This window comes from Christensenella intestinihominis, from assembly GCF_001678845.1.
Classification (GTDB): Bacteria; Bacillota; Clostridia; order Christensenellales; family Christensenellaceae; genus Christensenella; species Christensenella intestinihominis.
In genome coordinates this window covers 117,155-140,517 of sequence record NZ_MAIQ01000005.1, presented here as the reverse complement: position 1 = coordinate 140,517, position 23,363 = coordinate 117,155, and the positions used below count along the sequence as shown (strand labels likewise).

General features: G+C 51.9%; 18 protein-coding genes. 2 read left to right on the top strand and 16 right to left on the bottom strand.

All coding sequences use genetic code 11. From position 1 onward, the window contains the following. Positions 1 to 13 precede the first annotated feature (13 nt). From BBD38_RS08515 to BBD38_RS08505, 3 genes are read right to left on the bottom strand one after another with little or no spacing between them, the layout of a single operon-like run. Positions 14 to 991 (bottom strand): alpha-ketoacid dehydrogenase subunit beta, encoded by a 978-nt coding sequence (locus tag BBD38_RS08515; RefSeq protein WP_066686779.1) that lies wholly within the window; start codon positions 989 to 991, stop codon positions 14 to 16. Beyond that, complete coding sequence (locus BBD38_RS08510; protein ID WP_066686776.1) at positions 988 to 1,959, bottom strand: thiamine pyrophosphate-dependent dehydrogenase E1 component subunit alpha; 972 nt, start codon at positions 1,957 to 1,959, stop codon at positions 988 to 990. The genes BBD38_RS08515 and BBD38_RS08510 overlap by 4 nt, the downstream gene beginning before the upstream one ends. After that, entirely contained in the window at positions 1,956 to 2,828 is an 873-nt protein-coding gene (locus BBD38_RS08505; RefSeq protein WP_066686773.1) for a MurR/RpiR family transcriptional regulator, read from the bottom strand. Before BBD38_RS08505 ends, BBD38_RS08510 begins: the two co-directional genes overlap by 4 nt. 423 nt (positions 2,829 to 3,251) lie before the next feature. On the opposite strand from BBD38_RS08505, the gene BBD38_RS08500 reads away from it, so the two are divergent. Next, positions 3,252 to 3,860: an epoxyqueuosine reductase QueH gene (locus tag BBD38_RS08500; protein ID WP_066687048.1), complete on the top strand. Its 609-nt coding sequence runs from the start codon at positions 3,252 to 3,254 to the stop codon at positions 3,858 to 3,860. A gap of 66 nt (positions 3,861 to 3,926) precedes the next feature. Here the strand turns inward: BBD38_RS08500 and BBD38_RS08495 are convergent, their stop codons facing one another. The 13 genes from BBD38_RS08495 to BBD38_RS08430 form a co-directional block, all read right to left on the bottom strand. Continuing rightward, positions 3,927 to 5,096: a Gfo/Idh/MocA family protein gene (locus BBD38_RS08495; protein WP_066686770.1), complete on the bottom strand. Its 1,170-nt coding sequence runs from the start codon at positions 5,094 to 5,096 to the stop codon at positions 3,927 to 3,929. A gap of 17 nt (positions 5,097 to 5,113) precedes the next feature. Next, positions 5,114 to 5,872, bottom strand: coding sequence for a ThuA domain-containing protein (locus BBD38_RS08490; RefSeq protein ID WP_066686766.1), 759 nt, complete (start codon positions 5,870 to 5,872; stop codon positions 5,114 to 5,116). 98 nt (positions 5,873 to 5,970) lie between these two features. Continuing rightward, the gene (locus BBD38_RS08485; protein WP_207644643.1) at positions 5,971 to 6,975 is read right to left on the bottom strand and encodes a sugar ABC transporter substrate-binding protein; all 1,005 of its coding nucleotides are present in this window, start codon (positions 6,973 to 6,975) and stop codon (positions 5,971 to 5,973) included. Positions 6,976 to 7,054: 79 nt separating this feature from the next. Next, entirely contained in the window at positions 7,055 to 8,020 is a 966-nt protein-coding gene (locus BBD38_RS08480) for an ABC transporter permease (RefSeq protein WP_147568127.1), read from the bottom strand. Positions 8,021 to 8,083: 63 nt separating this feature from the next. Continuing rightward, complete coding sequence (locus tag BBD38_RS08475; protein WP_066686751.1) at positions 8,084 to 9,571, bottom strand: sugar ABC transporter ATP-binding protein; 1,488 nt, start codon at positions 9,569 to 9,571, stop codon at positions 8,084 to 8,086. A gap of 187 nt (positions 9,572 to 9,758) precedes the next feature. Beyond that, positions 9,759 to 10,922 carry an ROK family transcriptional regulator gene (locus BBD38_RS08470; protein WP_082989569.1) on the bottom strand — a complete coding sequence of 388 codons (1,164 nt, stop codon included), beginning with the start codon at positions 10,920 to 10,922 and terminating at the stop codon, positions 9,759 to 9,761. A 260-nt stretch (positions 10,923 to 11,182) separates the two neighbouring features. Next, positions 11,183 to 11,980, bottom strand: a complete 798-nt coding sequence (locus tag BBD38_RS08465) for an anti-sigma-I factor RsgI family protein (RefSeq protein ID WP_066686749.1) — start codon at positions 11,978 to 11,980, stop codon at positions 11,183 to 11,185. Beyond that, on the bottom strand, positions 11,970 to 12,452 hold the full coding sequence (locus BBD38_RS08460) for an RNA polymerase sigma factor (RefSeq protein WP_066686747.1): 483 nt from the start codon (positions 12,450 to 12,452) through the stop codon (positions 11,970 to 11,972). Before BBD38_RS08460 ends, BBD38_RS08465 begins: the two co-directional genes overlap by 11 nt. Positions 12,453 to 12,470: 18 nt before the next feature. After that, a complete protein-coding gene (locus BBD38_RS08455; protein ID WP_066686745.1) occupies positions 12,471 to 13,238 on the bottom strand; it encodes a hypothetical protein in 768 nt (255 codons plus the stop codon). Positions 13,239 to 13,474: 236 nt separating this feature from the next. Next, positions 13,475 to 15,661 (bottom strand): diguanylate cyclase domain-containing protein, encoded by a 2,187-nt coding sequence (locus tag BBD38_RS08445; protein WP_066686742.1) that lies wholly within the window; start codon positions 15,659 to 15,661, stop codon positions 13,475 to 13,477. A 278-nt stretch (positions 15,662 to 15,939) separates the two neighbouring features. Beyond that, on the bottom strand, positions 15,940 to 17,070 hold the full coding sequence (locus BBD38_RS08440; RefSeq protein ID WP_066686741.1) for a sensor histidine kinase: 1,131 nt from the start codon (positions 17,068 to 17,070) through the stop codon (positions 15,940 to 15,942). After that, a complete protein-coding gene (locus BBD38_RS08435) occupies positions 17,067 to 17,750 on the bottom strand; it encodes a response regulator transcription factor (protein WP_066686740.1) in 684 nt (227 codons plus the stop codon). The genes BBD38_RS08440 and BBD38_RS08435 overlap by 4 nt, the downstream gene beginning before the upstream one ends. A gap of 534 nt (positions 17,751 to 18,284) precedes the next feature. Then, complete coding sequence (locus BBD38_RS08430; RefSeq protein ID WP_066686738.1) at positions 18,285 to 21,164, bottom strand: M13-type metalloendopeptidase; 2,880 nt, start codon at positions 21,162 to 21,164, stop codon at positions 18,285 to 18,287. 458 nt (positions 21,165 to 21,622) lie between these two features. Here BBD38_RS08430 and BBD38_RS08425 point away from each other — a divergent pair, with 458 nt between their 5' ends. Continuing rightward, a complete protein-coding gene (locus tag BBD38_RS08425; RefSeq protein ID WP_066686719.1) occupies positions 21,623 to 22,849 on the top strand; it encodes a DEAD/DEAH box helicase in 1,227 nt (408 codons plus the stop codon). Positions 22,850 to 23,363 lie beyond the last annotated feature (514 nt).

The following is a 23,363-nucleotide window of genomic DNA, read 5'->3' as shown; positions in this document are numbered from 1 at the left end:
TGTCCGGCGCTTTCTATTTCAACAGCTCTTTCGCTTTTTCACAGATCGTCTCTGCCTGCGGAACGGCCTGGGCTTCCAGGCCGGGGGAATAAGGAATGGGAATATTTTCTCCGCCGAACCGCCGGACCGGCCCCTTTAAGCGGAAAAACGCTTCGCTGTCCGCAATAAGGGAGGCAACCTCCGCGCCGACGCCGAAATTTTGAACGCTCTCGTGGGCAATCAGTACCCTGCCCGTCTTTTTGGCCGAGCCTATGATTGCGTCCGCATCCAGCGGCGAAAGGGTCCGCAGGTCGAGCACCTCCGCATCGATTCCGTCTTTTTCAAGCATTTCCGCCGCGCGCAGCGCCTTTTGCAGGGTCATGGAATAGCTGATGATCGTCAGGTCCTTCCCTTCCCGCTTTACGTCCGCTTTTCCGATCGGAAGCACATAATCCCCGTCGGGCACTTCCCCTTCTGTCGCATAGAGGAGCTTATGCTCAAAAAACAGGATCGGATTGTTCTCCCGGATTGCCGCCTTCAGGAGCCCCTTGGCGTCATATGGCGTAGAGGGCATGATTACTTTCAGCCCCGGGACATGGCAAAACCACGCCTCCAGGCTTTGCGAATGCTGCGCCGCCGCCCCGGTTCCGCACCCTGCCGGTGCGCGCACCACAAGCGGCATATTCACCTGCCCGCCAAGCATAAACCGCTGCTTTGCCGCCTGGTTACAGATCAGGTCCATCGCGCAGGTGACAAAATCGGAATACATTAATTCCACAACCGGGCGGTAGCCCGCCATCGCGGCGCCCACCGCAACGCCCATAAATCCGCCCTCGGAAATCGGAGTATCCATAATGCGTTCCGGGCCGAATTCCTCCAAAAAGCCGCGCGTTACGCCAAAGCAGCCTCCGTAAACACCCATGTCTTCCCCGAGGAGGAACACCTTCCCGTCCCGATGAAGTTCTTCCCGCAATGCGTCTGAAACCGCCTGGGCATATGTAATCTCACTCATTTGCATTCCTCCGCCGCAAACACCAGCTCTTTTGCTTCCTCCATGGTCAGCGGTTCCGCCGCCTGCGCATACCGCACCGCTTCTTCGCACTCCCGTTTCACCTTGTCTTCGATTTCATCGATCTCCCGCCGCCCGAAACCATGTTCCATCATATATCGGGCAAAGGAAACGATCGCATCCCTTTTCTTCCATTCCTCTTCTTCCTCCCGCGTACGGTAGGCCCGTTTGTCGCTTTTGGAATGCCCGAGATAACGGTACGTCTTCGCCTCGATCAACGTGGGGCCCTCCCCGCGCCGCGCGCGGCCCGCCGCCTCGCCTACCGCTTCCATGACCGCAAGCACGTCCATCCCGTCGACAATGACGCCCGGAATACCGTATGCCTTTGCGCGGATTGCGATATCGGGCACGGAAACGCTTTTCGATACCGGGGTCGACATCCCGTATAAATTATTTTCACATAAATATACGATGGGCAGCTTCCACAGCGCCGCCATATTCAGCGCCTCGTGGAAAAGACCGGAATTCGAGGTTCCATCCCCGAAATAATCCAGAATCACTTTTCCGCTTTTTTCCTTTTTGATGGCAAGCGCCACGCCCGTCGCCATGGGAATGGACGGGCCCATCACGCCGTTGGCCCCAAAATTCCCTGTGGAAATATCCACGATGTGCATAGAACCGCCAAGCCCTTTACAGAACCCGTCCCGCTTTCCAAGAAGCTCGCACATCATCCGTTTCATATCCGCGCCTTTTGCGATGCAGTGCGCATGGCCGCGATGGCAGCTCATGATATAGTCGTCCGGATGCAGCGCGTTGATCCCGCCGGCGGCCGTCGCCTCTTCCCCGACCGCAAAGTGCGCCGTCCCGTGTATCATTCCCTGCATAAACATTTCGTTCACGCGTTCCTCAAACGTCCTGGAACTGAACATTTGGTAGTATATCCTTTGCATTTGTTCTTTGGTCAGGTTCATAATTGTCCATCCTCATTTGTTTTTTCGCATGCCGGATGCGGAAGCAGTCCGCTTTTCCCGCGCAGTTCCATACATTCGGCCAGAATTTCAAGAATACACATTTCGGCCGTACGTTTTGATGTGTTTTCCCCGTAAATCAACTCTGAAAATACCGCCGTCAAAAGCACAATATCGGATATTCGCGCAAGGGGCGACGCCGGGAAATTTGTGATACTGATTACCTGTGCGCCGCGCGTTTTTGCGTACCGCGCCATCCGCAGCGTCGGGTCTGATTTTCCGGAGTGGGACACGGCAAAAAAAATGTCGTTTTCGCCGAGCTGGAGCGCCATTGTCGCGGTAAAAGCCACGTCCTCCGCAAACTGGATCGGAATTCCAAGCCTGGCAAATTTATATTGTATCGCCCGCGCGACCACACTCGAATCTCCTACGCCGTACACAAGGCATGTGCGCGCGCCGATGAGCGCGTCCGCGGCGCTTTCTATTTTTTCCCCGCTCAATGTTTTCGCGGTGTCTTCAAGGCCCTGGGCGGCGGAATGAAACACCTTTTTAATGATTTCATCCGTGGAGTCGCCTTTCTGGACCCCGTCGTAAAAAGCAAAATCGCGCGCGCCGTCCGCTTTGCCGAGTTCGTGCTTCAATTCAGGGAAACCGGTATAGTCCAATTTTTTTGCGAGGCGCGAAAAGGTGGGCTCGCTGCATTGCGCGCGCTGTGCAACCTTGACAATGCTGGAGGTGCGGACAAATTCCGGGTCCTCGATCAGCAGGTCCGCCGCCTTTTTTTCAGCTGATTTCAGCGTATCGTAAACCGAAAAAAGCCGAACGACACAATCATGCGGGATAATCTCCAGGCTCTTTTTACTGATTTGCATGAACGGCCCCCCCTTCCTCTCAATTTTATAGCCGCGTTTCTAAAATGCGCATAGGCTGAATTACATTTCCATATGCATCTTTTTGTAATTATAGGAAAACCGCATTCCCTTGTCAAGCAATGCTTTTTGTTGTGGAATTCTCTGTCCAAATGCCGTTTTTGCTGTTTTATTCACACATTCCACGATAAATCCGCCCGGCTTATAATTTTCAAATACGTATTTTTATAAATGTAAATATATTATGAATTTTCCCTCCGTTTCGCCATTTTTCCTTCCTTTCCGCCGGTGAAAACCTTTCCTTCTACGGATTATTTTACATTTCGTTTTCCACAAATGAGCCGCGGCGTTATAAGGGATATAATGATTGTGCTTTTTGTCCGGGATTTGTATAATACAATTATCAGGAAAAAAGGAACTATTGTTATGAATGCGCAGATTATTCTGGAACAGACGCTTGCATCGATTCGGGAGGCGGGTACAAAGCCTTCCCTGCTGCTGCACGCCTGCTGTGCGCCCTGCTCCAGCTATGTGTTAGAATACCTTTCCCCTTATTTTGATATTTCCATCCTTTTTTTCAATCCGAACATCTATCCGCCGCAGGAATATTACCGCCGCCTGGAAGAATTGCGCCGCATGCTCAGGGATATGAACCACCCGGCAGCGCTGATTGAAGGAGCCTATGAGCCGCACATTTTTTCCGAAATTGCCCGGGGGCATGAAGCCGATGCCGAACGCGGGCCGCGGTGCGCGCGCTGTTATGAATTCAGGCTGGCGGAAGCGGCAAAATGCGCCGCCAAAGGCGGCTTCGACTATTTTTCCACTACCCTCAGCATCAGCCCGCATAAGGACGCCGCAAAATTAAATGAAACAGGCCTCGCGCTCTCCGTGGAATATGGGGTGGAATACCTGGTCTCCGATTTCAAAAAAAAGAACGGATACCTCCGTTCACTGGAGCTTTCCCGCCAATACGGCCTCTACCGCCAGGAATACTGCGGATGCAGGTTTTCCATGCGGGAACAAAAACAACAATAGAAAATGGAAAATCCGGCCGCGCCCTGTCAGGCTTGGCCGGATTTTTTTGTGTCTCAGAAGGTCGGATTATTCGCCGAATACATATTCCGGTTGATTCATCGGCATCGGTTCCGGCCTTTCAAACGTGCTTTCCATCTCATGGTACTTTCCGCTTTCGGCAGCGTCATGGATTCCCTGCATAATTTCAAGCGCGTGCAAGGCCATATTTCCGTTGGCCCGGTGCATCCTTCCCGAATCAATTGCCGCGCACATATCCGCAAGGCCAAGGATACGGCTGTTTTCGTTATAACCAAACGCGGTTGGTATTTCCCTCCACGCGGTTGCTTCTTTCCTCGGCAGGGCGCTTGGGAAGTCGTTCCAGTCGGCTTCGTCGTTCCTCCTGAGGAGAATCGGGCCTTCAAAAAGATTCGGACCTGCAAGCGGGTCGGCGTCCGGAAGGGTAAGCGTGCCTTCCGTTCCGTAAATTTCCAACCGCGGAAGATGCGAATCCCAGATATCAAAGCTGGTAATTATTGTTGCAATTGCCCCGATATCAAATTCCACCGTTCCGGCGATATGCGTAGGCACTTCGACGTCGACAATCTCGCCAAAGCATGGTTCGCTTGTAATGCGCCTCTGCTCAAATGTTTTCTGCACAGAACCGCACACCCTTTTTGCAGGCCCCAGCAACGCAAGCAGCGCCGTCACATAATACGGTCCCATATCAAACATCGGACCGGCGCCAATTTTGTAATAAAACTGCGGGCCGGGATGCCATATTTCATGGCCGTGGCAGGTCATAAACGCCGTCGCCGCAATCGGTTTCCCGATCCATCCCTCATCGATCAATTTACGGCAGGTCTGCAGCCTTCCGCCCAGAAACGTATCGGGCGCGGCGCCGACGCGCAGGCCTTTTTCCTTTGCCAGCGCAACAATTTCCTTTCCTTCCTGCGTCGTAATGGCAAGCGATTTTTCCGTATATACATGTTTCCCGGCTTCGAGCGCCATCATATTGACCGGATAGTGTGCGTTCGGGTTTGTAAGGTTGAGTATGACCTCGACCTCCGGGTCTGCCATAATATCCGCTACATTGCCGTATATCCTTCCGATTCCATACTTTTCAGCCTGGGATTCCGCCCGCCCCCGAAGCTGGTCGCAAACAGCGACGACCTCGAGCACATCGTATTTTTTGCTATTCGTTAAATAGATATCGCTGATATTGCCGCACCCGACAACACCAACCTTTACTTTTTTCATTTTTTCTTACCTCGTTATTATTTTGCCGCCCAAAGCAGCGCCCTTCTCGTAACCTCCAGGTTCGGCTCCTCCATGAAATGGCCGATGGAATGGCCGCACGAATTATAGAAGACCCTGCCTTTTCCAAAATATTTCGTCCACATAACGGGCATATCGAACACCCCATTTGTAATATGCGGCCCGGCCGCTTCCATCGAATCGTTAAATTCATTTTCATCGAAATTCCACACGCCATATGTCGAATCCAAATCAATGGAGGTATCGCCTATATTTGTGAACGCTCCCTTGCCAACCGGCATCCGGGTCGTCGCAAGCACATGCACCGCCGGATCGACAAGCAGGTAGTAGTGTTCGGAAACCGTTTCAAAATCTTCCAGTCCCTGTGTGATCGGATGCGTTTTATCCACATAATGCACCTGGAACCGTACATGCTGTCCGTTGGGATGGGCAACCCACTGGCCTCCCGTCATGAGCTGCCAGTCCATACAATCATGGAAGGAATCACACATTCCGCCGTGGCACCCTGCAATTCCCACGCCGCTTGCAACGGCCTTGATAACCGGCCCGTGCTGCTGCGGCGTGATCTCGCCGTGGCTCCAGCACGGAACGATAATGCTGAGGCCCATCAGTTTTTCTTCATCTTCAAAGGCGGAAAGCGTATCCGCCATTTCTACGTCAAAATTCTCCGATTCAAGAATATCCTTATATGCGTTTGCAACCTGCTGCGGATCGTGGCCGTCCCAGCCGCCCCACACGATCAAAGCTTTCTTTTTCATGCTTATATCTCCTATCTGTTTCGCTCAATATTTGAGGTTCTTTTATTCTCAGGCTCCAGCGTAATAAGCAACCAAGTAATTCTATTTTTACGCTGAAATTATTCTATATAGTCGTCAACATTATCAATGGTTACCAGTTGGAACGGAACGTAGGTCTCCGCTTCGACTTTTTCACCGTTTACCATCTTATACGCCATTTCAACCGCCATTGTCGCCTGGCCGTAAGCATCCTGGAATACGGTGGCGTCCAGCCTGCCGTCCTTTATCGCCTGGAGCGCGTCAGGGATTGCGTCTACCCCTACAATAATCATATTTTCTTTCATATTGTTGTTTTCCGCGGCTTTCAGCGCGCCCATCACCATTTCGTCATTCTGCGAGAAAATAGCGTTGATTTGATCCCCGTACGATTGAATCCAGTTCTCCGTAAGGGCCATCGCCTCTTCCCTCGACCAATGGGCGGTATCTTCGGCAAGGAGCGTCATATCCGGATATTTCTCAAGCACCGAATAAGCCCCGTCGCTTCTCTTGATTTCAGCGGATTGGCCCGGATTGCCGTGAATCATGCAGATATTTCCTTTGCTTCCCAGTTTTTCGGCAATAAATTCAATTGCCAGTTCCGAAGATTCTTCATCCCGCGATCCGACAAATACATCCGGCGCGGTTGTCGTAACCGAATTTACATTAATGATCGGAATCCCCGCTTCCTGGGCTTTCGTAATTGCAGGCGAGCTTGCATCCGCATCGCACGGGTCCATAATGATTGCGTCGACGCCCTGGGCAATAAACGATTCCACCTGGGAAATCTGCTTGTTTGCATCCATATCCGGATCATTACAAATCACTTCGATACCAAGCTCGGCGCATTTATCCTCAATCCCTTTCTGGATTTTTACCATAAACTCGTTTGAATTTGTTATGGTCGTAAAGCCAAACACCAGGCCTTCCCCCGCTTCCCCGGCAGGCTCCGCCGCTTCCGCCGAGGCGCTTTCTGTCGCCGCTGCGCCTTCCGTTGCAGTTTCCGGCTGCGCCGCGGGCGCCGCGCATGCCACGCATCCTATTACTGCAAATACAACAGCCATCATGAACACTACTATTTTTTTCATAATTATCCTCCACTATTTTTATTGAGTTGTTTTGGCTACTTGGATTGCTTATCATAAATTTGAAACATTAATTTTTTACTTATCTTTTTTGCTTTGTTTTCACATCAAGCAAAACCGCGCCGATAATAATCAGCCCTTTGATAATTTGCTGGTAGTACGACGATACGTTGAGCAAATCCAGCCCGTTGTTGATAAAGCCGATAATCAACGCGCCAATCAAGGTCCCAACGACAGTTCCAACCCCGCCGGAAAGGCTTGTCCCGCCTATTACTACTGCGGCGATGGCGTCCAGCTCATAGCCAACGCCGATGCTTGGCTGGCCCACCTCTATACGCGCCGCCTGCATCACGCCGGCAAGGCCTGCAAGCCCGCTGCAGATTACATAGACCGACATTTTCACACGGTCAACCTTAACGCCCGACGCATATGCCGCGTCTTCGTTTCCGCCGATCGCGTATACGTACCTGCCGTATTTCGTTTTATTCAGGATGAACCAGACAATCAGGAACACCGCCAGCATAATCAATATCATGACCGGAAAACCGATTTGCCCTTCGGCTCCACCGATCTCCCCATTGCCGATCCAGTTGAACGCGGGATCAAGGTTTGAAACCGGGCGTCCGTCTGCAATCAGCAGGGCTCCGCCCCGCGCAATCGTCGTTACTCCCAGCGTTACAATAAAGGAGGCGACATTTGCTTTGGCAACAATTACGCCAATAAAAAGTCCGAATAAAACGCCTACGCCGATGCCGACCAGGACCGGCACAACCGTCGGATATTCGCCCGGGTGCGCAAAGATTGCGGCAGATACACCGGTAATTGCAACAACCGCCCCCAGCGAAAGGTCGATCCCCCCCGTCAGCACAACGAAGGTCGCCCCGATCGCCAGGACTGCACTAATCGAGATTTGCCTGAATACATTCAGGAAATTCTTTACTTGCAAAAAATTAGGCGTCGCAATGGATAAAACCACGATAAGCACGACAAGCGCGATCAGTATTCCATATTTTGACAGCAGGCTTTTTGCATCATTTCTTTTCAACATATTGCTCTTGGCATCTAAATTCTGAAACATTTTTTATCCTTTCGTCTTATTACAAGATTTTTATTACTGGGCAAACGCCCACTTCATGAGCGTTTCCTGATCGAAGTCTTCCCGCCGGACCTCACCCATCATTTTCCCTTCATGTAAAACGATGATCCTGTCACACAGCCCCAGTAGTTCGGGCATTTCAGAGGAAACGACAATAACCGCTTTTCCATCCTCCGCCAGTTCACAGATCAGCTTATAAATTTCTGATTTCGCGCCGACGTCGATTCCCCTCGTCGGTTCGTCCATAATGAGTATTTCCGCTTCATCGAGAAGCAGCTTGCCCAGAACCACCTTTTGCTGGTTTCCGCCCGAAAGATTTTTGACAAGCTGTTCTTTTGACGGCGCTTTGATGGCCAGCAGCTTTATCATCCTGTCCGCGAGTTCCGCTTCCTTTTTCTTTCCGACTACAATTCCATTGAAATATTTATTCAGGTTCGACAGGGTAAGGTTATTCTTGATTGACATCGGCAGTACGAGGCCCACTCCTTTCCGGTCCTCGTTCACCAGCCCGATCCTGTTCCTAATCGCATCTCCCGGATTCCTGATAACGGTCCTCTTTCCGTGAATATAAATTTCTCCCCCGTCCAGCTTGTCGATCCCGTAAACCGCGCGCATGATTTCCGTCCTTCCCGCGCCCATCAGGCCCGCGAATCCAAGGATTTCGCCTTCCCTCAGCGAAAATGAAATATCATGGAATACTCCATCCCGTTTAAGGTTTTTTACCTCGAAAATCTGTTCGCCGATTTTATTATGCTTTTCAGGATATACCTGGGACAATTCCCGGCCGACCATCGCAACGATAATCTTGTCAATATCGATATTTTTTGTTGAAAAGGTGTCTATGAAGCTCCCGTCCCTCAAAATTGTGACTTCATCCGATATTTTTAAGACTTCATCCATCTTATGGGATATATAGATGATCGCCACTCCTTTTGCTTTGAGATCATTCAGGACTGAAAAAAGCCGTTCCACCTCTTTATCCGTTATTGCGGAGGTCGGTTCGTCCATAATCACAATCTGCGCGTTATACGAAACACATTTTGCAATTTCGACCATTTGCCTTTCGGAAACGCTGAGGTCCTTCATAAGCAATCTGGGGTCCAGGCCAACGCCGACCCGCGCAAGCAGCTCCCCCGCTTTTTCGCACATAGCGTTTTTATCGACCACCCCATTTTTCAGTATTTCCCGTCCAAGGAACATGTTCTCCGCAACTGTCATGTAGGGTATGTACGACAATTCCTGGTGCACCATGGTAATTCCCATTTCGATTGCCTGTCCCTGGGTATATTTGGATATTTCCCTGCCGTCATAGACTACCCTTCCGCTATCCGGTACATACATTCCCATGAGAACCTTCATAAGCGTAGACTTCCCCGCGCCGTTCTCGCCCATCAGGGCATGGACTGTTCCGCGTTTCAGTTTCAGGTTCACATTTTCAAGTGCCTTTACTCCCGGAAATGATTTGCAGATATCGGTCATTTCCAAAATATATTCATTATTCAATTTAATTTACACACCACCTTTAATTAAGAATTTTATACATTTGAAATGTCTCGATATGTTTTTAAATGCTTTTTAATATGTTTCCAATTGTAGCATCTATTTCCCAGTTCGTCAAGTCACTTTTTAAAGTATCTTTAATTAAATGTCAAAAAAAAATCTCCCCGCCGGAGGGAGATTTGAAAAAAAGTCAATAAACTTTTTCCACTTCCATAAAAAGATTCAGCGGGATGATGGCAGCACCCATAACAGAAGCGTTCATTCCCACCTCGGACACGACAATCCTGACGTCTTTTTCAGAAAAAAGCTTCTCCTCGTTAAAGGTCCGTACCTTTACCGTTTCGATAAACCTTCCTGCATAGTTTGCCATATCTCCGCCAAGCACAATATAACGCGGATCAAAAATCAGTATAATATTCTTCAGTCCGGCACATAAAAACTCGATATATTCATCCAATACTTTAATTGCCGTTTCGTCCTTCCGGTCATACATCTCAAAAAACGCACGCACCGAGGCAACCGACTTTCCGGATTTTTTGCAGTATAATTCAAGCAGGGCGCGTTCGGAAATATAAGCATTCCAGCATCCCTTGTCCCCGCAGACGCACACCGCCCCATCCTTCACAATTATCATATGGCCCAATTCGCCCGCCCGTTTGTTGTAACCCTTATATACCTTATTTCGCGAGATAATCCCCGCGCCAATTCCTTCATTGATGGAAATATAAACCATGTCATTCCTGTTGTGGCACACGCCGATCTTATACTCCGCAATCGCCGCGGCATTGGATTCGTTTTCAACATAAATCGGGAAATCAAACAGCTTCTCATATTTGGTAAAATTGATATTATCAACCTTTAAATTGGCGGCAAACTCAAGAATTTTTTCTTTTTCATTTACCGTACCCGGAAGCGATATCCCCATGCCGATAATCCGCGAAGAATCAATATTCATTATCTTCAGCATCTCATCTATTTCGCATTTGACATCCTCCATCATTTTATCCATATCACGAAGGATATCGAATTCTATGAGCCGGTCGCAAATAATTTCATAGTTCATGTTAATCAGCACGAAGCGAATCTTTCCAATCTGAAAATCCACGCCAATCGAATATTTGGCATCCTTGACAAATTCAACAATGGTTGGACGCCGCCCCCCCGTAGAACTTGCGACTCCCGCTTCCTTCAGGACGCCGATTTCAATCAGTTCATTTACATTTGAAATTACCGTAGGCAGGCTGACATTGATCGCTTTTCCCAATTCGCTTTTCGTCATTTTCTTTTTCCGCCGCAGCAAACTCATAATTTTTCTTCTGTTAATGTCTTTGATAACGCTTTGATCTACTTTCAAGCACCCAGCCCTCCAATTTCAATTATTAATATTCTATAATAGCCAATCCATTTTTTCAAGGCATTTAAGTAAGTTGTTTTAAAAACATTCACGAATTATTATGCCGGGAACCATACTGCGATTTACAGTTCCCGGCATCTTTGCCGCAGCTTCTTTAAAAACTCACCCGCTTCATAATTTTCATATATCAAAAAGAGGCGGGAGCTCCCGCCTCTTTTGATACGCAGTGTGAATGTATTGCCTTTATTCAGCCACCAGCGTTAATGCCCGTGGCCGCTGCCTTGATTATGGGTTTCGTTATCGTCCGCCCCATGCTCTTCTGTTCCATGGCCTTGCACTTCATGATCTTCCGCTTCGCGATCATCTTCCTCATGGTTCGCCTCATGGTCCTGCGAGCATTCATCGATCTTGCTCTTCATATCGTGCATACTCATATGGTGGCTGTCTTCTATTGTTACCGTGGGATCAACCTCCTGTAAATCAAGGAAGGTCTGGTATTTACCGGGCGACATCCCGTGGTGATGCGCCTCTTCCCTGGTTTCCGCGCTAACCGACATACACTCCGTCTGGGCATTGCCGTGATGTGTCTCGGCGCACTGCTGCGTTCCTTCCATCAGCTCCTGCTCCTGCGAAGGATCGTCGCTTTGTATCGCAAACACAACATAGGCGTCGTCCCCCAGGTAGCCGGCCTCAAATTCCTTATCCATAATACGGTCGATCGCATCTTCATAATAGTCCCCCTCCAGCTCGAGGCTGCTCAGGATATTTTCACCATCGCGGTTATGCGCGCGGGCACCCACAACCTTATTGGCTTTGTTCAGGGCGAGCTCGATACTCGGATTCACATCCACACTGATATATGCCGAGGGCTGCATATACATGCCATAGCCGCCGACCGCAAGTACAAACACCGCTGCGACGGCCGCCACCGCCAGCATAAGGCGCGGTTTTTTCTTTGCCGGTTTCGCTGCTTTCAGGGCGGCGGAAAGAGCTGTTTGCTTCAATTCATCCGAAGCCGAAACTACTTCAAATGCGTCTTTTATATCTTTATCGCGCATACGCTTCACCCTCCAGCCTTTCCTTCAGCATATCCCGCGCCCGACCGAGCCATGTGTATACCGTATTTGTGTTTTTGCGTATCAGTTTTCCGATTTCGGGGGCCGTATATCCCTCGTAATAGTGCAGGTAAACAACCGTCCTGTAGTCCTCCGGCAGCAGGGTGACCGCTTCAAGCACCTCGCGCCTGCCGTCGGTTTCCTCAAGCGCCAGCCCGTAAATTTCTTCCAGCGGGCGGTCCCGCCGTGCGGAACGCTTTAACCAGTCCTTGCACCGGTTGATACTTACACGGAGAATCCACGCCTTTAAATGGCCGCTGTCCTCGAAGCGCTTTGTGGATGTTGCGTATTTTATAAAAACATCCTGGAAAATATCCTCACAGTCCTCATGGTTTTTCAAATACACGAAGCAGACCCGCCGAACCATATCCGAATAGCATTCCACCGTGTCCCGTATTTCATCCTCGCTTTTCATGCGCCGCCCCAGTCTGGTTTAGTGATGCCTTCCGCCGTGATGCTGCCCATCTCCATTGTGGTCTTCATTATGCCCCGCGTCGTGGCCCGTATCGTGGTCTTCATTATGCCCCGCGTCATGGCCCGTATCATGGTCTTCATTATGATCTATATCGTGGTCTTTGGCATCGCCCGCATCATGGTCTTCATTGTGGCCGTTAACATGGTCTTCCTCGTGGCCGGTATCGTGAACCTCGTCATGATTTACTCCATGATCCACATCATGATCTGCGTCATGGTATTCCTCATGATCCGCACTGTGGTCTTCATCATGATATCCGTTCCCCGTCGGGGCACTGCCGCCGTTGCTGCCGTTATGGCAATATCCATCGTGCTTCGGGCATGTTCCCGTGCTGCTGTCATACCAACTACATCCGGCGCCGTCATGGGACCACATACAATCGTCGGGGCAATCCGTTCCGTGATACGGGCATCCGCCGTTTTCCGTTTGTCCGGCTGCCGTTCCGCTTTCCCATGTACAGCCCGACGGACAATTGCCGCCATGCTCCGGACAGGAAACGCCGCTTGCGGAAGCTGCCTGCGGCGCTGCTGCCGTTTCCTCCTTCGGCAGTTCCTGCGGGGAAGGCTCGCTTGCCGACTTCTGTTCCACCGTCGGCCGGGCGCTTTCTTTTATCGCCTGCGGACGGTAATCCACCCGTTTCGGTCCTGCCGCCATTGCGGTTCCCGTAACCATTACAACCGCAGCGACCGCCGCTGCCACTACCGATACAATCCATCTTTTTTTCATTTTTTCTTCCCTCCTGAATTTGTTTTCACTACGAATACGATTCAGGTCCCGGAATCCATTCAGGAATTTTTAAAAAAACAAAAAAAAAATTTACCCCGGAATACGGGGGCAGGAAATCATTGCCCTTATCCTTTGCCCCATCGTTATACATTTTCAGAATGGCCCGGCTATTACAGGCCGGTTCTTCTTGAAGGATATAAAAGCCCTTTGCCGATTCCCTTTTCGGCATCCGGCATCTACATTTTTTTGTACTCCGTAATGTCAAAGCAGGTGAGCAGATAGGCGTCGTTGTCTCCCCATTTCATGGGCGCAACGCGCACCCTCGTCCAGACCCCGTACCGCGGATTGTAAATCTCCCCGGCTCCTCCGGACAGCGGGCAATTCTCACAGGGTGTGTTTTTCCCGAAAAATGCGCTGTGGCACGTCATTCCAAGTTCTGCTTCCGGGTCCAGTTCCTTTGTTTTGTGGTTAATATAAAGCAGCTGGTAGCTTTCCCGGTCAATCGCATAGATATATGCGTCCTGCACGTCAAGAATTGTATTAAGCCGGACCGCCAGTTGGTAATCACGCTCCGCGATCCGGTTTTTCTGTAAAAATGTAACCAGCAGCTGGGAAACCAGGGAGAGCATACCGATCTCTTCCTTCGTCCATAGCCGCGTACCGGTGCATTCGTCAAACCCGACGAAACCGTGGAATTTTTCATCCTCGCGGATTGCACACTGGAGGGTGGAACAAATTCCCTGGCTTTCAAACAATGCGACCTGCTCCGGCTTCAATGCATGGATATCACGGCAGTAAAAAACGGAATCGTCCTTAAACAGGGCCTCATAGTCGTCCATCCCCTCATAGGGAAAATTCTGCAGGTTTTCTTTTTGCGGCACAATCCCCTCGTTACACCACTCATAGGTATTACTCGTATATTTTCCGTCCTCGCTGTTTTCAAAAATGTATGCACGGCTGACATCGAACCGTTTCCCCACAATTTCCAAAATAAGCTGGATCGCATTTCTTATGTCCCCGGTATCATAGAGGATTTGGAACACATAGCTGACCAGGTCTCCGGGCACGCCGGAGTTCCGTTGGTCCGAATCAATCGCCGAGCCCAGGGAAGAATAGCCCGCCATTCCCGCCGCCAGCGTCTTGTCGGATTCAAAAAACACATACCGGTTTTTTCCCCGGCTTTTCGCCTCATAAAGCGCCAGGTCGGCGCTGCGGTACAGGGACTGGAACGTCTCGCCGTCGTCCGGATAAATTGCCGCGCCAATACTGCACGTAACCGCAACGGCCTGTTTTTCATCCAGAAACAAATTCCGGAACATATCCACCAGCTTTTTCGCCTTATCCTCCGCCGCTTCCCTGGAAGGAATATCCTTGACCAGAATCATAAACTCGTCCCCGCCAATCCTGCCCGCTACGTCGTTTCGGCGCGTTATCTTTTTCATACCCGCCGCGAGTTCCGACAGGACCGCATCCCCAAAAAGGTGACCCTGGCCGTCATTAATCAGTTTGAAATTATCAGTATCGATGATGTACAGTGCGCAGCGTTCATTTGGCGCATTCTCCAGATGGCCGCGGATTTGCCGTTCCGTTTCTTCCCGGTTGTATAATCCTGTCAGCGCATCCTTTTCCGCCCTTTTTCGGAGGTCGTCAATCATCCGTTTTTCTTCGTCAATATCCGTAATGATGCCGACTACCTTCACAGGCTTTCCGGCAGCATCATATTGATTGGTCGTCCTGACCCGGCACCAGAAATAATCGCCGTTCCCATTTTGGAAACGGCTTTCAGCGGCCGCATAGGCCGCACCGGCCTTCATATTTTCCATCAGCTCAAGCAGGGCGGGCACGTCCTCCGGATGGATGTGGCGGAGCAGCATCGGTTGATGGCTCAGCCCGCTGCGAAGGGGGGTATACCCAAACTTCTTTTCCCAATTTGCGGAACATATCACCGTGTCTTCCACAATATTCCACTCAAAAATAATATCCTTCGCCTGGTCCATGACAATCTGGTAACGTTCCAGCGACATGCGCATCTTTTCACGTTTATTTACGGGGCCGGTAATATCCAACAGCACGCAAAAAATCCGTTTCCTCCCGTCTCCGGTGCAAGCCAGGCGCCCGCTTTCCATCACCCATTTATAAGTTTCGTCTTTGCAGATCACACGGTATTGAAGGGTTGCCTTATTTCCTGTTGCCAGCTGTTCTGCTATTTCTTCACGGATTTTCTCCCGGTCGTCAGGATGGATCATTTCGGAAAAACGGTTGCAAAACCTGCCGGAAATTTCCTCCCGGGTGAACCCGACCATCTCTAAAAATTCCTGATTGACCTCTTCTATGGTAAAATCTTCGTCATTTTGGCGCAGCTGCGCCCCGCCCGGAATATGTTCCAAAATAGTTTTATAATCAAAGCCGTATCGCTTATCCATGCTTCATATCCTCCGCCGGATATATCCTGTAGAGCCCATTCGCCTGTTTCCTATATCCTTACAGAATATTCCCGTGAAAACATTTGCGAATCTTGCTCATAATATACCAGCTTTTTATGAAGTATAACAAACCGTGCCGCAAATATCAACTCGATAACAATGAAAACCGAGACATTGGACGGGTTAAGCACATATCTGTCACACTCCCGATTTCATCTGTTTTATGCGGGTTTTCAAAAATGCACCCTGTATTGTCGGGTATATTGTCCGCCAAGCCGTCAAGCCTGCGGCAGCGTGACGGTAAAGACCGTTCCTTCCCCCGGTTTGCTCTGTACCTCGATTTCGCCGTGGTGCCGTTCCAGAATCATCTTCACCACGGACAGCCCGAGGCCGGAGCCCGGGATGCGCTGGGAACGGGACGGGTCTGCGCGGTAGAACGGCTCGAAAATATGCCGCAATTCTTCCGCCCCTATGCCGGGCCCCGTATCTTCGATCCGGACGGCGGCCTTGCCGCCCTGCCGCTCCAGCGTCACCTTAACCGTTCCGCCCGGGCGGTTGTATTTGACGGCATTCTCGACCAGGTTATAAAACGCGCGGTAAAGGAGGTTCGGATTGCCACGCACCGTCATATCCTCCCCTTCTAAAACGGATAAGGATACCCCGCTTTCCTTTGCCTGTGCGGAAAGTTCGCCTGCTGCCTGGCTTAGCAGCGGGCGCAGCGCAACCGCTTCGTCCGCGGAGCCCGCGTCCGGCGTCGCCAGCGCAAGCAGGCCGTCCACCGTTTTGATAATGCGCTCAAGGCTTTCCTTCGTATCCTGCATAAATTCGCGGTAATCCCCTTCCCCCGGGCGCGGGTTCATTTCCAGCACTTGCAAAGAGGATTTGATGACCGCAAGGGGCGTCTTTAATTCATGGGCCGCATTGGACGCAAAATTCTTTTGGATCAGGAACGCGTCCTCCAGCCGCCCCAGCATGCGGTTGAAGGATTCTTCCAGCGCCAGCACTTCGCCCTGCGCCCCGGGAAGCTCCAGCCGTTCATGCAGGTTCCGGTCGTCCACCTTTCCCACGGAGCCCGTAAGCTCCCGCAGCGGCTTCATCGTGCGGCCGGTGACCCAATAGGTGATTGCCACCGCCGCGATTGCGATCAACACCAGCCCCAGGACGGACTGGCCGGAAAACTTATCGGTAGCCTCCCTGTAGCCTTCGTTCGCCTCTGAAACCACCAATTCCGACCCGCCGCCGGGCGCGGCAGAATCGACTTCAATAAGCCCGGCCTCCATCATGGCCGCGTAATCCCCATAATAGGTGTTCGCGGCAAACAGCGAATTTGCCGTGAGCAATATGCACGCCGCCGCGAGAATCACGCCCACGATCAGGGTGATCCGGGCCTGTAATGTCCACTTTTTCATCGTTTTTCCTCCGGATTTTGGATGCGGTAGCCCTGTCCGCGCTGGGTCACAATATAGTCTCCCGCACCCGCCGCTTCCAGCTTTTTGCGCAGGGAATGGATGTGGAAGCGAAAGGAATTGGAAAACAGGTCCTTTTCGCTATCCCACGCGTGCTCAATCAGCTCTTCCGCGCTCACGACGCGCCCCGCATGCGTCATCAGGTATTCCAGCAGCGCATATTCCTTACGCGTCAGTTCAATCTCTTTCCCTCCGCAAAGCACGCGGCGCGCGGCGGTATCCATGCTGAGGGCTCCACAGCGCAGCGTGGTATCCCGCGTAGTGAAATCCCTGCGCAGCAGGCTGCGGATGCGCGCTTCCAGCTCCGCGAATTCAAACGGCTTGGTCAGGTAGTCGTTGCTGCCGCTGTCAAGGCCGGTTATTTTATCGTCCAGCGAGTTGCGCGCCGACAGGATCAGGATGCGGAAGTCCGCGTCCTGTGCGCGGATACGCCGAAGCACCTCCATCCCATCCAGCTTTGGAAGGTTGAGGTCGAGGATCATCAGGTCGTATTCATTGAGCTCGTACAAATAAAGCGCCTCCTCGCCGTCGTAGGCGCAATCCACCGCGTATCCCAGCATCGTAAGCCCCTTGGCAATCGATTTGGACAGCAGCTTTTCATCTTCCACCAGAAGTAGTTTCATGCGTGTTCCCCCCGCCTTTTTGGCGTTTGAAATTATGTGATTTCGTTCGGCACGTCGAAAGCTGCCCTCTTAGCTCCCATTTCCCGCTACGCAGGAAATTTACGCATACCGGGCGCTTCCTCCTTTTCCCCACGGAACTCGAACGAAGTGAGTTTCGTGGGGGAAGAGACGGGGCCGCCTGTCAAACGCAGTTCTGCACGAAGAGCAGAACAAGTAAAAAGGCGTGCTCCCGGCGACTACGCCTCGGCATCAATCTTCCACGCCTTTTCGTTCCAGTGGCGCTTGATCCGGCGGAATTATGCGGTGGCAGGACGACCAGTGCAGCGGGAGGGGCTGATTGCCGGGTTGCGAGTTTAGCCGAAGGCTGCCTGTCTGAGCAAGAGGCAACTGCGCCTTTCGCTGCGCCCCATGGCTAATGGCCAGTAGCCTTGAACGAAATCACATACCTTCCATTATTCTAAGCGTAACGGACTGCACGCCGCTTGTCAACGGCAAAGGGCCGGTTGCTTCCCCGGCCCCGCTGCCCATCTTGTTTTACCAGATTTCGATCCGGTCTTCGGGGGCGACATACATCCCGTCGTCCTGCCCGATCCCGTAGGTGTCCGCAAACTCCTGGAAGTTCGCAAGCACCCTGTTTGTCCTCAAATTGTTGGGCGCGTGCACGTCGCCCTCCGCGATATCCGCGAGCGCCGCATGATTTGCCGCCCGCGTCCACTGCCGTGCATAGCTGCGGAAAAATGCGTCGTAGTCCGGGTTTTCCATGCCCGCGAGGATTTCCAGCCCGCATGCGATCCCGCCGATATCCGAGATATTCTCGCTCAGGGTTTCCTTTCCGTCGGTCGGAATCCCCGGCGCGGCTTCGCGTCCGTCGTAGAACGCTTCCGCTTTTTTGCACAGTTCCCGGAAGTGTTCATAGTCTTCCTTGGACCACCAGTCGGTTACATTGCCGTTCGCGTCGTATTGCGCGCCGCCGTCGTCAAACATGTGCGTGATCTCGTGGGCGATCGTCGAGCCGATCGCCGCCAGGTTTTCCTCAAACGAAGCGTTTTTATCGTAGAAGGGCGCCTGCAGGATACCCGCCGGGAAAACGATCGTATTGGTGTTCCTGCTCGCCGCCGCGTTCACGGTGTACGCCGAGAGCGCAAACCTGCGCGGATCGACCGGTTCATCCAGAGACGCAACCATTTTTTCCCATTTCTTTACTTCGGTTGCGGCCGTGTTTGCAAAATAACTGCCGCCCTCCTGCGTGCCTTTGATCTCCGCGTCGTTGAACTCCCATTCGTCCGGGTACCCGATGAGCACCGTAATGGAATCCAGCTTTTTCAAGGCCTCCTTCTTCGTGTTCTCGTCCATCCAATCAAGCCGGTTCACGCGCGCCTTGAACGCGTCGATCATTTGACCCACCATCTTTTCAACCTCCGCCTTGGATTCCGGCGGGAAATATTTTGCTACGTACATCTGGCCGAGCTCGTCGGACAGCAGGCTTTGCACCGCCTCGTTCGCCGCCTCCTCCGGCGACTGCGCCTGTTCCGGCCCGTAAATGCTTTCTTCCAGCCCCGGACTTAAGGATTTGCAGTACCCTGACACAAGCGCCATCTTCTGCATGGATTTGAACAGCTCCAGGTTCTCGTCCGTGAAGTATTTGGCATAAGCCTCAAACAGCCCTGCGTCATAGGCCAGCATTTGCGCGTCCGGCGGGAGGCCAATCGCGGACAGCAGTCCCGACGGCTTTGCCTGCGGCATCAGCCCGTCCAGGTCCTGCGGCGTATAGTAGCTGCCGGCATTCTTGAGGTCCGCCGCCTCTTCCGCGCCCATCATGCTGGGGACGAGTTCCCGTTCCAGCCGGAGAAGCTCGTCCGCATGACGCTGCGCGTCTGCTTCGCTTTCCCCCGCCGCCACCAGCTGTTTGACCATGGTTTCCCGATAGCTTTTCAGCGTTTCGTTTTCCGGGTCATCGTATTCCTCCTGGGAGGTCAGCAGCGGCGTGGCCGTCATCAGCTGCATGACCCGTTTCGTGCTGTCGTTTGCGTCCGTCACGGGGATCATGGGGAAGATGCCGTTCCCGAAGTTGCCCAGCTCACCGACCGCCTGCGCGATCGCCGCATACAATTCCTCCATGCTTTGCGCGGCGTCCGCCGCGTCCAGGTATTCGCGCAGCGGTTCGATCCCCGCGCTTTCGCGCTTTTCCGCATCAAGAACGTTGTTGTAAAGGTCGCGTATCTTCTGCTCCGGGCTTCCCTTGGGATAATCCTCGCCGCTGTTCACGATCCCCAGGATCAGGTCGTGAAGCTGCTTATCCGTGTTCGCCGCGACGCTGCTCGACCCGCCGGCAACCTCCTCCCCGCCCGCTTTAAGCGCGTCGAGCTCGTTTTTATTGACTGCCGTGTAAAAATCATCCCTCAGATTCGTGCCATATGCCGCGAATATCCTCGCCGCAAGGATTTCCGCATCCTTCATTGTGACAGGATCGTCCATTTTGTGCGCCTCCCCTGCCTTGCCCTTGGCTTCTTCCCCGCCGTCCGCAGCGGGTCCTTCCGCTCCGCTTGCATCCTGCGAAGGAGCGTCCCCGGGTTTTTCCTGTCCATCATCGGGCAGCGGCATCCCCGTATCGGGCTCCATCTCGTCTTCCGAAAACTCCGTTTCCCCGCCTCCGGGCAGCGGGAAGTCCGGTTCTCCCTCGGGCGCCGGTGCTACAATGTCCGGTTCCATCTCGTCCGTGACCTCGAAGCCGCTGCGGTCCGCCAAAGCTCCCTGCCCAGAAACGCCGGAAGAGGTTTTTACCGCCTGCCCCGGCTCGTTTCCCGGCTTTGCACCAACGACGTCCGGCACCGCTCCCTCCGGGACCTGGTATCCGCCGTCTTCCTCCGGCTCCGAAAAGAAATCATTCGGCCGGTCTGCGTCGCCGCTGTCCGCAAAAGGCAATTCGTTTCCTATATCGCCGCCGTCTTCAAAGGGCGGCGCATCGCCCGGTTCGTTTCCTTCCGCCTTCTCCGGAAGTCCTAAATCCGACGCGCTGAGCACCCCGCTGTCCGTGAGGTTCTGCAATTCTTCCTTTGCCCAGTCCGGCACCCCGGCGAGGTCCGCCTCCGGCGGTGCGATTGCCTGCGCGTTTCCTTCCGGCGCGGGCAGCTTGCCAAAGGCCCGGCTGGCCACCACATACATCTTCAATCTTGTCGCAGGCTCGGATTCCTCCAGCCCTTCCAATACCGCCGCGCGGTCCGCGCCCGGATTATAATCATCCGCCGCTTTGATAAAGTAGTCCGCCAATTGTCCCAGCGTAACTACGCCGTTTTTTGTACCGCTTCCCGCGGCGGCAGGCGCCCTGCCCGCATCCTTATTTTGGAATGCGCAGGCCGTCAGCAGCATGACTGCCACCACCGCCGCGATCAATTTTATCATTGTTTTTTTACCCATTTCTGTCTCCTTTCAAGCATGCGCCGCTCCAGGGGCGGCGCAGGTACTATGGTTAGGATAACAGACGCTATGTTAGATTCTCGTTAGTTTTTTATACTTCCCAGGATATTATTCGGCGACGGGTATCCTGATTATATTTTGGCAACAGCGCTGTATGTGCACAGTAACAAAATTTCTCCAATACTGCGCTATGTGTATCAATTGTCCTTATGCCTTAAAACCGACTGCTTACAAAAAAATTTTTACAGAAGCGCCCTGTTGGTTGTGCTATCATAACGGTTGTGCTATCATAATAATAGTATTTATTCCGCACTGTCGCGCATATTCTTGTAAGCCCAGTATGGTTTTACAGAAATATGCGTTTTTCGTTGCGGGAAGATACGGTGAGCTGTTAGGGAAACATTCTGTTTTATTGTTCTCCGGATGGCTTAAAGATTATTTTTTTGGGGAGACAATAAATGCAAGCAACACCTTTTAAAGACCTTGGTATCTCAGATGATATCCAAACAAGCCTTCGTAACATGAATTTTGAAAAACCCACGCCGGTGCAGGAGCTGACGATCGGGTGTTTTCTGGAAGGAAACGATCTGCTGGTACAGGCGCCGACCGGAACGGGCAAAACGGGCGCGTTCGGCGTTCCTATCGTTCAGCAGATCGACCGGACGCAGCAAATTTCCCAGGCGCTTATCCTTTGCCCGACCAGGGAATTGGCGGTACAGGTTGCAGACGTACTTCGTAATCTTGCAAAAAGCAAACCCGGCATACGTATCGTCACTCTATATGGCGGCGAAAATATCAGGAAGCAGCTTGACCTGCTGCGCAAAACGCCGCATATCATTGTGGCCACACCCGGCCGCCTGATGGACCATATGCACCGTCAAACCGTTCAGCTCAAGAATATCCGCACCGTTGTGCTGGACGAAGCCGACCGTATGCTGGATATGGGTTTTCGCAAGGATATGGAAAAAATATTGCGCGCTACGCCGAAAGACAGGCAGACCGTCTTTTTTTCCGCGACCATCCCGCAAGAGATATATATGATCGCAAACCAATTCTTAAAAAAGGACGCGCGTGAAATCCGGGTTGAGCAGGAATCCCTGGCGGTGGAAACGGTCAAGCAATACTATACGATCATTCCTACCGGCTATAAAAACGATATTCTGGTGACACTGTTAAAGAACAATGATTTTCCTCTGACACTGATCTTTGTGAACATGAAACACAGGGCGGATAAGCTGGCGGCTCAATTACGCAAAAAGGGATTTAAGGCGGCCGCCCTGCATGGGGATATGAACCAGAACCAGCGTGACCGGGTGATGAAAGAATATCGATCGGGCAAGCTTGACATCCTCGTTGCTACAGACATCGCCGCCCGCGGCATTGATGTCAAGAATATCGACGCCGTCATCAATTATGACGCGCCTTTGGATGACGAAACTTATGTACACCGTATTGGACGCACGGGCCGCGCCGAGCAGGAAGGCATCGCCTATACGTTTATCAACCAGGATGAGGACGAAATCGACCGGCTGCGAAAGATGATCAAGAATTTGAATATCGATATATCCCCAACGGCAGATTCGCCCGCCCTTCCCGAACCCGTCAAGCGGGTATCGCATGGCCGGGTAAGCGGCCAATCGTTCCACAGCATCAATACCCGCCGCAGGGGGCGTGGCCGCAGGTGACAGGCAAAAGGTTTTGAGTGCAACGGAACTTGTCAATAGCGAACTGAATAAAGCCTCAAAACAAAAAGGGATTAATCCCGGGGTAAATCAAATTTTCAAGCAACTAAAGACTGCTGCATTTTCGATAGATAATACAGCGGTTTTTGTATAAGCGCATAGGCAAATGGGACCTCACCGAGAAGCCCAATGAAGTGAAACGGAATGGGTTCGGTGAGAAAAAGGATGCATGAACTTCCAATAGCGCAAGCGAAAGCGCGACGTCATTGGTAAAGTGAAGTATGCAGGGCTGGAGCAAGCGCGCGGATAGAGTTTTTCTTGCAAAGAAAAACGGAACAAAGCAAGCTTTGTTCCGACTAAAGATGAACCAAAATTGCTCCGCAATTTAGTTCTCCTCCCGTTTTCGCCATAATAAAAATGCCACGCTAACGCGTGAATCAACTTAAAACAGGGAGTTCTTTTTGCTTTGCAAAAAGAACCGCTGAACTGCAAAAAATCCACTGTCGCCTATGGCTCG